This window comes from Sulfurimonas sp., assembly GCF_029027585.1.
Lineage (GTDB): Bacteria > Campylobacterota > Campylobacteria > Campylobacterales > Sulfurimonadaceae > Sulfurimonas.
In genome coordinates this window covers 2,478,730-2,491,118 of record NZ_CP093397.1, presented here as the reverse complement: position 1 = coordinate 2,491,118, position 12,389 = coordinate 2,478,730, and the positions used below count along the sequence as shown (strand labels likewise).

Genomic DNA, 12,389 nt, shown 5'->3' with positions numbered 1-12,389 from the left:
TACTACTTTTATAGCCAGACTTTCATAAAATCTTCTCTTTGATTATTGTCATCAACGAGCATATCTATCATCTCTCTAACAGCACCGCTACCACCCTTGCAAGTTAAAACTTTATTTGCTATCTCTTTTATCTCTTTTACTCCATCATTTGGCGTGAAACTTCTTCCTACTGCACTTAGCATATTATAATCATTTAAGTCATCACCAATAGCAGCAACTTCATAATATTTCAAACCAAGAGAGTTTATTAGTTCTTTTAAGACTCTATCTTTATCTTTTATACCTTGATATAGATGCTGTATGCCAAGTTCATCAGAGCGTTTTTTTACTATCTTAGAATCCCTTCCTGTGATAATCGCAACTTTATTTCCAATCTTAATCCAAGTGGTAATACCTAGACCGTCTTTTACATTAAAGTTTTTACTCTCAATGGCATCTGCTGAATATGTTAGTTTGCCATCACTAAGACAACCATCTACATCTAAAACAATTAGCTTTATCATAAAACATCTTTTGTGCTAGGAATACCAACTCTTTCATTTTTTGTTGTAGCACGACGAATAGCAACTGCTAGGGCTTTAAACGATGCTTCAACTATGTGATGTTTATTTTTGCCTCTGAGAGTTATGATATGCGTTGTAATTCTAGCGTTTAAAACAAAGGCTCTAAAAAATTCTTCTACAAGCTCACTGTCAAAATTACCAATTTTACCAATAACTGGAGATTCATAAACCAAAAAAGGTCTATTGCTTAAATCTAAATCACAAGTTACACAAGCTTCGTCCATAACAATATTTGCACTTCCAAATCTCTCCACATTTTTTACAGGATACAAAGCCTCGGCAAGTAAACTACCTAGAACTATACCAACATCTTCGACGCTATGGTGGTCATCTATGTGAGTGTCACCTTTACATTTTATATCTAAATCAATCAAAGAGTGCTTAGAAAAACTCTCAAGCATATGGTCAAAAAAACCTACGCCTGTGTCGATGTTACTTTTTCCCTCTCCATTTAACTTTAAAGAAATTTCAATATTGGTTTCTTTTGTTTTTCTCGTTTTATTTATCATTTATTATTCCTCTCTTACTATGAATGCATTTTTAAAATGCCCTTGTGCTTTATAATCTCTTGCTTCTTGTTCACTCTTAAAGCCTTTTAACCAAACTTTAAAAGCCCTGCCATTTTCTGTTTGTATATCTTTTATAACTGTTGAGTAACCATCTTTTTTATCAAAAGCCTCTTGAGTTTTTAAAGCTCCATCTATATTTGAAAAAGAAGCTATTTGAATAGCAAAGCCAGAAATAGATTTTCTTTGAGGAGATTTCTTTAACTCTTTTCTTGTAGGAATTCTTTTTTTACCTTTAACTTCAAAGCCTAAAATTTCGAGTTCAACAGGAGCTGTTCCTGTCGCAATCATATTAATTTTACTTGCACCACTTTTAGATAAATCTATAATTCTAGTATTTATAAAAGGTCCTCTATCATTTATTCTAACTATAATACTTAAACCATTACTCTGATTTGTAACCTTTACAATAGTATTCATAGGTAAAGTCTTGTGTGCCGCTGTCATGTCGTACATATTGTATCTTTCACCATTTGAAGTATGCTTGCCATGAAAATCTGGACCATACCAACTAGCGCGTCCACTAAATCTATCTCCAACACTAACAACTGTTGGATAATATCTAATACCTCTGATAACATAAGGTCTCATTGTTGGATGAGAATAGTTTTTATTGCTAACTGATGAACTATAATTACTTTTGTTAGATGAGTATGATTTTGGTGCACTATAAGGCGTGTTACTATAGACCCTCTTGCCTCTTGTGCTACAAGCAGTGAAAAAAATAACAGAAATGATTAAAATAATAGAAAGAAATCTACTCATTAACTTTTAACCTATCGCCAACTCTTATAAGACTGCTTTTTAAATGGTTTTGATTCTTTAGACTTGCAATACTTACTCTGTATGCTTTTGAAATCGACTCTAAAGTATCTCCTTTTTTTACCATATAGTAGTGTCTTGTATTTACTCTTTTAAGTTTTTTTCTACTATCGATAGGAATTATAAGTTTTTGCTTCAATCGCAATCTTGAATGTTTAAGCTTGTTAAAATCCATAATAACCCTATATGAAACGCCATATCTTCTTCCTATGGTTGATAGATTATCTCCACTTCTGACAACATGAATTTTATATATATTTTGTATAGGTTCAGGATGATATTTTTTCTTGAACTCACTTAATTTCACATAAGGAATATAAACATCGTAAGTTTTCGAATAAGGAGGTACAAAATCATACTTTAGGTGTCTATTTAATTTTTTCAATTCACTTAAAGGAATACCAACTATTTTTGAAACTCTTCTCAAAGATTCACCACTAGGTAGTTTAATTGTTGAGATAGAATAAGCATTTGCTCGGTTTAGTAGATGCTCATACTCGCTATTCATCAAAAACTCTTCATCTTGCCCGACCATAGCAAGAGCAATGATTTTTCGTATATAAAACCTACTTTCTCTAGGAATATATTTTTTTCTTGGATTAAGCAAAATAGAGAGCTCATCACTCTTTGCTCTTTTTATCGCCTTACTAAGTCGCCCGCCACCACAGTTATAAGCTATTGCCGCTAAGTACCACTTACCAAATCTTTTATGAAGATGTGTTAAGTATTTTGCCGCTGCTTCAGTGGACTTAATAAGATCTCTTCTTTCATCAACATACTCATCTATTTTAAGTCCATATCGCTTTCCTGTTTTAGGCATAAACTGCCAAAGTCCAGAAGCTCTCTTTTTTGAATACGCTCTAGTTGAGAAATTTGATTCTGCCATTGCAAGATATAAAAATTCAGCAGGAACATTATGCTCTGTTAAAATTCTTTTAATTGCAGGTATAAAAGTGTAAGCATCGTCCATCGCTTTAAAGAAATGCTTGTCTTTATGAATAGAGGTTTTTTTATTTCTCATTTTATTCATAATTGGGTCGTAAATAAAAGATGGTTCAATATCAAAAGACTCTAGGAGAGCAACTTCTTTGTTATGGTTAACGCTAAAGGTTAAACTAGCACTAAGAAAAATTGGTAAAAGTAGTAGTAAAAAATATCTAATCATGAAGCAACTCTTATTATTAAAATTAAAGTTTACATTTTAACTAAAAATATATTAATATTACCGTAAAGCAAAGAGTTTTTGGGCATTTTGCGTTGTTATATCTTTGATTTTCTTGATAGGTAGCTCTAAAATAGAAGATATTTTATCTACTATAAAAGTAGTATAAAATGGTTCGTTTCTCTCGCCTCTATGAGGCATTGGAGTCAAGTATGGTCCATCTGTTTCGATAAGTAATTTTTCTAAAGGAATCTTAGGTAACACATTTACTAGTTTTTTTGCATTTTTAAAGGTAACTACACCTCCAATGCCAAAATAAAAATCTTGATTTGCCAAGCTTAGCAACTCTTCATCTGCATTATAACAATGAAGGACCCCTCCTACTTCCTTTGCATTAGAATCTAGGAGTATTTTTTTTGAATCCCTCGAAGCATCTCTTATGTGAATAATCAAAGGCTTTTTATATTTTTTTGCCAACTCTATTTGTGATATAAAAACCTTTTGTTGTCTTTGCTTCTCACTCTCTTTTTCACTATCACTACCTTCAAGTCTATAATAATCAAGTCCACACTCACCAATAGCCACACATTTTTCATGACTCACATACATTTCAAAATCAAGCTTATCAAAAGACTCCATATCGTAAGGGTGAACACCAACTGCAAAATAAACATCATTATGTGCTTCGGCAATATCTATGGCTCTTTTAAGAGTTCTTGGATCTGCTCCAGGGATTATAAACCTCTTTACTCCAGCTTCTCTTGCTCTATCTAGAAGCTTTTCTAAGTCCTCTTTATATCTGTCGTCATCAAGGTGGATATGCGTATCTATTATCATCTGTTTTTCTCCAAAAGTTCTTTTGCAAAACTTATCGCTTCTTTAGAAATATCTTCTCCGCTAATTATTCTAGCTATTTCATCAACTCTTTGTTTAAAATCAAGTTCTTTTACTTTTGATTCTTCTTTATCTTTATATATCAAAAAGTGTTGTTCACCCATAGAAGTTAGTTGAGGCTGATGAGATACAACAAAAATTTGAAAATGTTTTGAAAGCTGTTTTAGCACTTTTGCAACACTCATAGACTCTTCCCCGCTAAGATTAGCATCTATCTCATCTAGCATTAAAATACCGCCATCAGCATTCATAAATTTTGATTTTAAAACTAAAATTCCAAGGCGAAGTCTATTGAACTCTCCTGTGCTTATTTTTTGCAACTGAGTATTATTGAGTAATATTGAAACTTCATCTTTTCCATACTCTGTAGGCTCCATGTCTTTCAAAACAACTTGAGCATCTCTTAAGTACAACTCTTTTAAATAACAATTTAAGTCTTTGCTAAAAGCATCTATCTCTTTTGTTCTTAGTTTACTTAAAGTTACAGCCAACTCTTTTACTTTTTTATTTAGTTTTTTTTCTTCTTTTATTAGCTTATCTTTTGTTATTTCAATGTTTTCATATTTTTGTAACTCTATAATTTTTTGCTCTTTATATTTGATGGCTTCTTCAACGCTTCCATATCTTTTTTTAAGCCCTGCTATCTCTTGTATGCGGTTTAATACATCTTCTATATTAACATCCTCTAAGGCAGTAAACCTAGCCTCAGCACTCTCAAACATAGCTCTTAGTTCATTCATAGAATCATCAAAAAATGAACTGTCAACTTCGAGAGCATCTAGTGCACCACTAACAAAATGCTCATTTTCAAAAATAGAATTTGCTAAAGATATTTTTTCTAGTATTTTTTCTTTTTTTGAGAGTTCTTTTTTTATTTTAAGTAACTCTTCATCTTCTGATATTTGTGGGTTTATTTCTTGTATTTTAGTTATTTCATAAGATGCAAATTCTTTTAATTCTTCAATCTTTTTTTCTTCTTTTTCTAAAGTTTCTAGATCTGCTTTTATTTTTTTATATTCAAAAAAAGTGTTTTTATACTCCTCTTTTAAACTAAATATATCATGGGAGTTTTTTTGAATTCTATTGTCTAAAATTGAGATAAGATTTTCATTTTCAAAATCACTGAAATCTTTTAAACTAAGGTGACGCAAATAGTTTGATGTTAGCTTTAAAATTGCTTTTTTAGAGATGCTTTGATTGTTTATAAAATATCTTGCTTTTTCTTTTTTAATATACTTAAAGGTATTTATATCTTCATTTTCAATAGAATATTCATCATTATTTATATCCCAAGTAACACTTGACTCACATAAAGATGCCTCGCAGGTATCAGCTCCTAAAGATGAAAGTATAGACTTCATAAGTATTGATTTACCACTTCCACTAGGTCCAGTAAATACAACTAAACCTGACTTTGGTGCTATCTCAACATTTTTAAAACTAAGATACTCTTTTAAGTAAAATCTCTCTATCATTTTATAGCCTTGTTATTTTTAATATTTGAGAAATTGTATAGTATTTTTTGTATTTTGCTATAAAATATTGCATTTTGTCATATTTACTCACCCCAGCTAAGCTTTTCCTTTAAAACATCAAAATAGTTAAACTCTTCTCTGTGGATAAGGTTTGCTTTTCTCTCGGCTAGTTTTATGTAAACACTTTCCCCTTGAGCAAGTTCATGTATATCTTGTCCATCTACTATAACCATAGCATTTGCACGAGGTGTTTTCATCTCCATAGAAAATGTACCTGGCAAAACCATCGGTCTTTGTGTTAGTGAATGAGGGCAAATCGGAGTTAGTGTAAAAACATTTGATAGAGGGAAAACAACAGGTCCACCTGCTGAAATATTGTAAGCTGTTGAACCTGTCGGTGTGGAAACTATAACGCCATCTCCATAGTAAGTATTAAAAGATTTTCCATCGATAAGGGTTTCGATATGAATCATATTTGACACTGAGTGACGAGTTAAAACTATATCGTTAAAAGCATACATTTTTGTTTGTTTTGAGTTTATTGTCATTATGATTTCAAGAACGGAACGCTCATCTATTCTGTATTTTTTAAGAGTTATGTTTTGTACAAATTCATCAAGTTCGTCCATATTGACATCTGCTAAAAAACCAAGATTTCCAGCATAAACCCCAAAGGTTGGTAAATTATAATCAAAAGATTTTCTAACAGTGGCGATAAGTGTTCCATCACCACCAAGAGTGACTAAAGCATCTACTCTCTGACAAAGCATATCAAAGTCCATTCCAACAAGTTCTATCATGTCACCACTCGCACTGTCAAGGTACACATCAATATCATACTTGTTAAAAATTTCTTCCATTTTATGAAAGGTGCTTTTTAATTCTGGAGTAGAAGGTCTAAGAATTACACCAACTTTTTTAATATTTTTACTATGCAAAATCACTCTTTATAATATTTTTCTATATTATACCCTCCACTACTTAACATAAGACTACTTTGGATATAATCGCGAAAATTATATATAGGATTCTATATTTTGAGAAGTCATTATTGTACAAATTTAAGTGAAAAAGATGTAGGCAAAGATGTTGTTTTAGCTGGTTGGGCAAATAGTTATCGTGATCATGGTGGGATTATTTTTATCGATTTACGCGACAAAACAGGTCTTATTCAACTAACTTGCGATCCAGCAGATGGAGCAGATGCTCACAGAGTTGCAGATGGTGTTCGTGATGAGTATGTTCTTATAGCAAAGGGTACCGTTCGCCTTCGTGGAGAAGGTTTAACAAATCCTCGTCTAAAGACAGGCGCTATTGAGATTATAGTTACTGAGTTAATTATTGAAAATAAAAGTGCTCCTATCCCTTTTGTAATTGGTGACCCAAATGTTGGAGAAGAAACAAGACTAAAATATAGATATTTAGAGCTTCGTGACCCAGCTATGTATGAAGCATTTCGTCTTCGTTCTAAAGCAGCCATAGCAGCTAGAAATATCCTAGATGCAAACGGTTTTTTTAGAAGTTGAAACACCTATTTTAACAAAATCAACTCCAGAGGGAGCGAGAGATTATCTTGTACCTTCTCGTGTTCACAGTGGAGAGTTTTACGCTCTTCCTCAGTCACCACAACTATTTAAACAACTTTTAATGGTTGGTGGATTTGATAAATATTTTCAAATAGCAAAATGTTTTCGTGATGAAGATTTAAGAGCAGACAGACAGCCAGAATTTACTCAAATAGATGTTGAGATGAGTTTTTGTGACCAAGAAGATGTTATGAAAATTGCAGAAGAACTTCTTGTTGCTATGTTTGGTGCTTGTGGCGTTGATGTGAAACCTCCTTTTAACCGTATAACTTATAACGATGCTATGGAGCTTTACGGTTCTGATAAACCAGATATGAGATATGACCTTAAAATGGTAGATGTAATTGATATTTTTGAGAGATGCGATAATGAAATCTTTACAAATATAGCTAAGAAACCCCATGTGAACCGCATAAAAGCTCTTAGAGTTCCTGGTGCTGATTTGGTATTTTCTAAAAGAGAGATGAAAGGTTTTGAAACATTTGTACGCCAGTTTGGCGCTCATGGACTTGGATACTTTCAAATGAAAGAAGATGGACTAAAAGGTCCACTTATTAAGTTTTTTAGTGAAGAAGATATAGCTCTTTTAATAGAGCGAACTGAGCTTGAAGTTGGTGATGTTGTTTTCTTTGGTGCAGGTGATAAAAAGACTGTTTTAGATTATATGGGAAGATTTAGAAACTTTATTGCTGAGCATGAAAAAATGAATCTTATAAATAAAAATGCTTATGAGTTTATATGGGTAGTTGATTTTCCAATGTTTGAAGTTGAAGACGGAAGAGTAAAAGCACTTCATCATCCATTTACGCAACCAAAAGATACAGATAAAGATGATGTTGAAGAGATAGAGTCCATTGCTTATGATATCGTTTTAAATGGTACAGAGCTTGGTGGTGGTTCTATTCGTATCCACAAAGAAGCTGTTCAATCAGAAGTATTTAAACTTCTTGGCATTAGTGAAGAAGAAGCACAAGAAAAATTTGGTTTCTTACTAGATGCACTTAAGTTTGGAGCACCTCCGCATGGTGGTTTTGCTATGGGCTTTGACAGAATTATGATGCTTATAACTAAAAAATCTAGTATTCGTGATGTTATAGCTTTTCCAAAAACTCAAAAAGCTTCTTGTATCTTAACAAAAGCTCCAAGTGCGGTTGATAATACTCAGCTTAGAGATTTACATATTCGCCTAAGAGAGCAAAAATAGTGATAAAAACTAAAGGTAAAAAACTCTTTTTAATCATTGGTGCGCCAGGCTCTGGAAAAACAACAGATGCTGAGTTGATAGCTCAAAACAATGATAATATCACTCACTACTCAACAGGTGATATGCTTAGAGCTGAAGTTACTAGTGGTAGTGCGATAGGAAAAGAGATAGATAGCTATATTTCACAGGGACTTATAGTTCCTATTGGCATAGCTATTAAAACTATTGTAAATGCGATTAAAAATGCACCTAATAATGTTATCATCATTGACGGTTACCCTAGAAGTATGGAGCAGTTAAACGCTTTAGATGAATATCTATGTAGTGATGACTCATCTTTAGAGCTTTGTAGCGTCATAGAAGTTGAAGTTAGCGAAGAAACTGCAAGAGACAGAGTTCTTGGTCGTGCTCGTGGTGCTGATGACAACAATGAAGTCTTTGATAACCGTATGAAAGTCTACACTGAACCTCTAGCAGACATACAAGCTTTCTACACTTCTAAAAATGTTTTAAAAGTAATTTCTGGCGAAGGAACTATCGAGACAATAGTCTCTGAGATGGGAAGTTTTGTACAATCTAAAATATAGTTCGATACCTTCTCTATAATTCCCAAGTTTACTTGTAGATTTATACGCTCAATTTTATTTTATCAGTTGTAAACTGGTGTATAAGCATTTGTATTAAATTTTGATAAGGAATAGAACTTTCTAATTGAAATAGCTTTTTTCTTTTGATATTTAATAATTGATTGTAGCTCTTGAGTACGCTGAACGATATTACCTTTACTTTTCCATTCTCCACACTTTTTAATATGTCAAAATCAAATTAAATATTTTCTATTCATTCCATCTTGGGGAAGGTGGAATGAGAAAGAATTTTTCCTCTATATGTAGATGCTTATTATATTTATCGACATCCACATGAGTTATAATAAGTTCCAGCCACTGAAAAACTTGTAACCATACAATTACAAGAAGCATAATTTGAAGATGGACATGAAGCTGAACATTGACTAGCGTGATAGCTTCTACTCAATGCTCCTGTTCCTGCAGTATAGTTAAATCCAGGACAGCTGCATGATGTCACCCCAGATTTCTCTAAGCTTTTATTCTTCTCACTAGAGAGGTTTAAAAAACTCCCCGATCCCTCATTCTCCAATAGCGACTTTTCATTTTTATGTGTTGCGCATCCGGTCAAAGCAAATACGATAACAATAAAATAAATAAATACCTTTTTCATTTAATCTCCTTCTGTTGAAAAATACAACTTTTTATTCAAACACATTATATACAAAAAAATCTTAAATTAAAAAATAATAGATATACAAATGATATGTTAAAAATATGGAATTAGCTAAATATAATGCCCCCTAAAATCTAAGACACCAATTCAGTAAGATTTATTTTCAAAAAAGATAAAACGCCAATTCAAATAGTAAGTGCAACACCTGATTAAACTGCTACATAAGATTTCGTAATTGTATCAAAAAATACTTTTTAGGCAGCTTTCATACTGCCTATTTTAACTCCGCTCATAACAGTTGTTTTTACACTCTCATTTTTAGGGGCAATTATATACTTCGAGTGAAGCTTCAGTTTTACTACGCCAATTCATATGGACCCCTTGATATAGATAATAAAATAGTATTATCTATATGTTAGGGGAATGTTAATAAGCGCTAATCTTCCTCTACGAAGCCAAAATCTTCTTCATCACCCTTTTGTGCTTCTAAGATATCATCTATTAGTTCTTTAGCCTCATCTTCTTCTATATCCCCGTTTGTTATATCATTTAAAACATCTTTTAAATCTTCTTTAAATTCTCGAAGTTCTTCTATCTCTTCTTTTGCATCTGAACTTGCTTCTTTACTATCAGAGATTTCTTCAAAGATTTCATCTAGTCTTTCTTCTATATCTGGAATAACGCTTTTTAGAAGAAGGTCTTCTAATTTTTCTATATTTGACATTTTTTTTCCTTAAATTTATGGTCTTTAGTTGTGCAATTCTACTTAAAAAAAACAAAAATATTAATAAAATATAGATTTTGTCGATATAAATATACAATAAATCAAGGAATTTGATCATGTTAGTTTGGTTATTGGTATTTTTATTGCTAGTGTTAATTAGTTATGTTATTTACAGAGTATCTTTTTCTTCAAAAAATGTAAACTCTAAAAATGACAATCAACATTACACTTTTAAAATATAAGAGAGAATTATGACAACTAGAAACAACTATGTATTTAAAGGATACAAGGCACTACTTGGAAGCAGATATGTTACTTATGGAGAAGTAGAATTACCAATAAAATATAATCTTTTTGCTAAATCAAAAAATGGTTTTGACTGGGGAACTGGTGGCTCTGGCTCTATGCAACTAGCATTTTCTATCCTTCATCAAATAAGTAACACAGAATTTGCCTCCAAAAATGCTGTAAAATTTTGTAATGAAATTGTAAAATCACTAAATGCTAGAGAATGGGTGCTCAATGCAACTGATGTTATAGAGTGGATAGAAAAAAAATCTGATGATATTAGCACAATAGAAAATAAACCCCAAGCTATGGATTTAGTTAAACCTCCAAGAAAAATAAAAAAAGTAAAGAGTAATGTTGTAAAAGATGTTTGTCACACACTAGCAATTACACAAAAAAATCTTGCAAAAATCTTAGAAGTTCCAGAAGGAACAGTTAGTTCTTGGGCAGTTAAAAACGATATACCAAGGTTAGGGAAAAAAGCAATAGAATTTTATATACTAAATAGGAAAAATCAAGAAGTTGTAGATAGTTATAAAAACTTCTTTAAACTATTGCAAAGTGCGTAAATTACGCATTTTTTGAATTTTCAAACTCTGTCGCACTTTGAATAACATCAAAAGTTAATTTTTCCAACTCTTGAGTTTCTATATTGTACTTATCACAAAAATCTTCAACATCTTTAACATTAAAAGTTTCTAAGTTTTTAGCAAACATGTATATCTCGCCGAGTAAGCTATCTTGGCTATACAACGCTTCTTTAATAGTACTATCGATACTTAACTCATCTAAAATTATTTCCATTTCTACATTAAAGAGGCTATCTAACAACGATATGACTCCTAAAAAATAGACTTTTGATGATAAATCAACAACATCACTATTTTGAATCTGCTTTGAAACAGTAACCATCAAATTAGTTCTATTTTGAAGAAGTTGTAAAAGTGGGCTTTGTATTTCTGAGTCTTGTTCTGAAGCATTTGTAGAGTAAACCATAAGCATGAGCCACTCAGTCAATGGAGTTCTTCCCATTAGAGTAAGAATTTGACGAATTGAAGATATCTTATTTCTAAAGTGAAAAGAGCCTGAATTTACAAATTTTAGAAGTTGTAAAGAAATCGCATGATTTTTTTCAAACTCTCTAACTATATCATCAACAGTAACATTACTCATAATAAAATTACATAGATTTATCGCTTTTAGTGAATTTGGATCAAATTTCTCTTGTTTTAATATTTTTGGTTTAGAGAAAAAATAACCCTGAATAAAATCCCCTTTTAGTATTTTTGCTTTTTCAAACATCTCATGAGTTTCAACCTTAGTAAATATTATTTCAACAGGATACTCACGCAATTTTTCAACCGTAGATGCTAAACTATTAATATCTACTTTAAAATATGAAATATATTTAAGTAGTTTAGAAAATTTTTTAATTATATCTATGGATAAGAGAACATCATTAATGGCTAAGGTATAGCCCATTTCATATAGTTTAATAATTCTTTGTTCTACAAATTCATTCAAATCTATATTTGCTCCAATAGCAAATATAAAATGCTCTTTTGGAATGCAAAGAACAACATCATGCATTAGAAATTTTTTATCAGCTTTTATAAATGCTTTGTGTTCTCCTAAAAGATTTTTAACGCCAAACTTGTTTAGTACATTGCTTAAAACTGTAACGGTTGCATGCCTATCATTTTTAATATTTGAACTTTGAGTTGAATCTCTATAAAGTAGTTCATAAGCAAAAATATTCTCATTCATATCTAAAATTGGCTGTCTTGCAATATATAAACTTGTATTCATTTCTACTCTTTGTCTAGGTATTTCTTATTATTATACAAGAATATTCTTAAGCAT

At 31.5% G+C, this 12,389-nt stretch carries 12 protein-coding genes and 1 pseudogene; 3 read left to right on the top strand and 10 right to left on the bottom strand.

The window, feature by feature from the left end; genetic code table 11:
• Positions 1–8: 8 nt before the first annotated feature.
• From MOV50_RS12880 to MOV50_RS12850, 7 genes are all read right to left on the bottom strand, one after another.
• On the bottom strand, positions 9–503 hold the full coding sequence (locus MOV50_RS12880) for a KdsC family phosphatase (RefSeq protein WP_321778304.1): 495 nt from the start codon (positions 501–503) through the stop codon (positions 9–11).
• Positions 500–1,072, bottom strand: coding sequence for an imidazoleglycerol-phosphate dehydratase HisB (gene hisB / locus MOV50_RS12875; protein WP_321778303.1), 573 nt, complete (start codon positions 1,070–1,072; stop codon positions 500–502). The genes MOV50_RS12880 and hisB overlap by 4 nt, the downstream gene beginning before the upstream one ends.
• 3 nt (positions 1,073–1,075) lie before the next feature.
• Positions 1,076–1,894: a septal ring lytic transglycosylase RlpA family protein gene (locus MOV50_RS12870; RefSeq protein ID WP_321778302.1), complete on the bottom strand. Its 819-nt coding sequence runs from the start codon at positions 1,892–1,894 to the stop codon at positions 1,076–1,078.
• Positions 1,887–3,116 carry a lytic transglycosylase domain-containing protein gene (locus tag MOV50_RS12865; protein ID WP_321778301.1) on the bottom strand — a complete coding sequence of 410 codons (1,230 nt, stop codon included), beginning with the start codon at positions 3,114–3,116 and terminating at the stop codon, positions 1,887–1,889. The genes MOV50_RS12870 and MOV50_RS12865 overlap by 8 nt, the downstream gene beginning before the upstream one ends.
• 57 nt (positions 3,117–3,173) lie before the next feature.
• The gene (locus MOV50_RS12860; protein WP_321778300.1) at positions 3,174–3,950 is read right to left on the bottom strand and encodes a TatD family hydrolase; all 777 of its coding nucleotides are present in this window, start codon (positions 3,948–3,950) and stop codon (positions 3,174–3,176) included.
• Positions 3,947–5,482 (bottom strand): AAA family ATPase, encoded by a 1,536-nt coding sequence (locus MOV50_RS12855; RefSeq protein WP_321778299.1) that lies wholly within the window; start codon positions 5,480–5,482, stop codon positions 3,947–3,949. Before MOV50_RS12855 ends, MOV50_RS12860 begins: the two co-directional genes overlap by 4 nt.
• 83 nt (positions 5,483–5,565) lie before the next feature.
• Positions 5,566–6,420, bottom strand: coding sequence for an NAD(+)/NADH kinase (locus tag MOV50_RS12850; protein ID WP_321778298.1), 855 nt, complete (start codon positions 6,418–6,420; stop codon positions 5,566–5,568).
• Between the two features lie 99 nt (positions 6,421–6,519).
• Between MOV50_RS12850 and aspS the strand changes: the two are divergent.
• A pseudogene (aspS, locus tag MOV50_RS12845) lies at positions 6,520–8,272 on the top strand (aspartate--tRNA ligase).
• On the top strand, positions 8,272–8,859 hold the full coding sequence (locus tag MOV50_RS12840; protein ID WP_321778297.1) for an adenylate kinase: 588 nt from the start codon (positions 8,272–8,274) through the stop codon (positions 8,857–8,859). The pseudogene aspS and the gene MOV50_RS12840 overlap by 1 nt, the downstream one beginning before the upstream one ends.
• Before the next feature lie 319 nt (positions 8,860–9,178).
• On the opposite strand, the gene MOV50_RS12835 is transcribed toward MOV50_RS12840, so the two are convergent.
• Together MOV50_RS12835 and MOV50_RS12830 are read right to left on the bottom strand one after the other, a co-directional pair.
• Positions 9,179–9,511 carry a lipoprotein gene (locus MOV50_RS12835; RefSeq protein WP_321778296.1) on the bottom strand — a complete coding sequence of 111 codons (333 nt, stop codon included), beginning with the start codon at positions 9,509–9,511 and terminating at the stop codon, positions 9,179–9,181.
• Positions 9,512–9,950: 439 nt separating this feature from the next.
• Positions 9,951–10,238, bottom strand: coding sequence for a hypothetical protein (locus MOV50_RS12830; RefSeq protein WP_321778295.1), 288 nt, complete (start codon positions 10,236–10,238; stop codon positions 9,951–9,953).
• A gap of 251 nt (positions 10,239–10,489) precedes the next feature.
• Between MOV50_RS12830 and MOV50_RS12825 the strand changes: the two genes are divergently transcribed.
• Positions 10,490–11,095 (top strand): DUF6166 domain-containing protein, encoded by a 606-nt coding sequence (locus tag MOV50_RS12825; protein ID WP_321778294.1) that lies wholly within the window; start codon positions 10,490–10,492, stop codon positions 11,093–11,095.
• A 1-nt stretch (position 11,096) separates the two neighbouring features.
• On the opposite strand, the gene MOV50_RS12820 is transcribed toward MOV50_RS12825, so the two are convergent.
• The gene (locus MOV50_RS12820; RefSeq protein WP_321778293.1) at positions 11,097–12,335 is read right to left on the bottom strand and encodes an EAL and HDOD domain-containing protein; all 1,239 of its coding nucleotides are present in this window, start codon (positions 12,333–12,335) and stop codon (positions 11,097–11,099) included.
• Positions 12,336–12,389 lie beyond the last annotated feature (54 nt).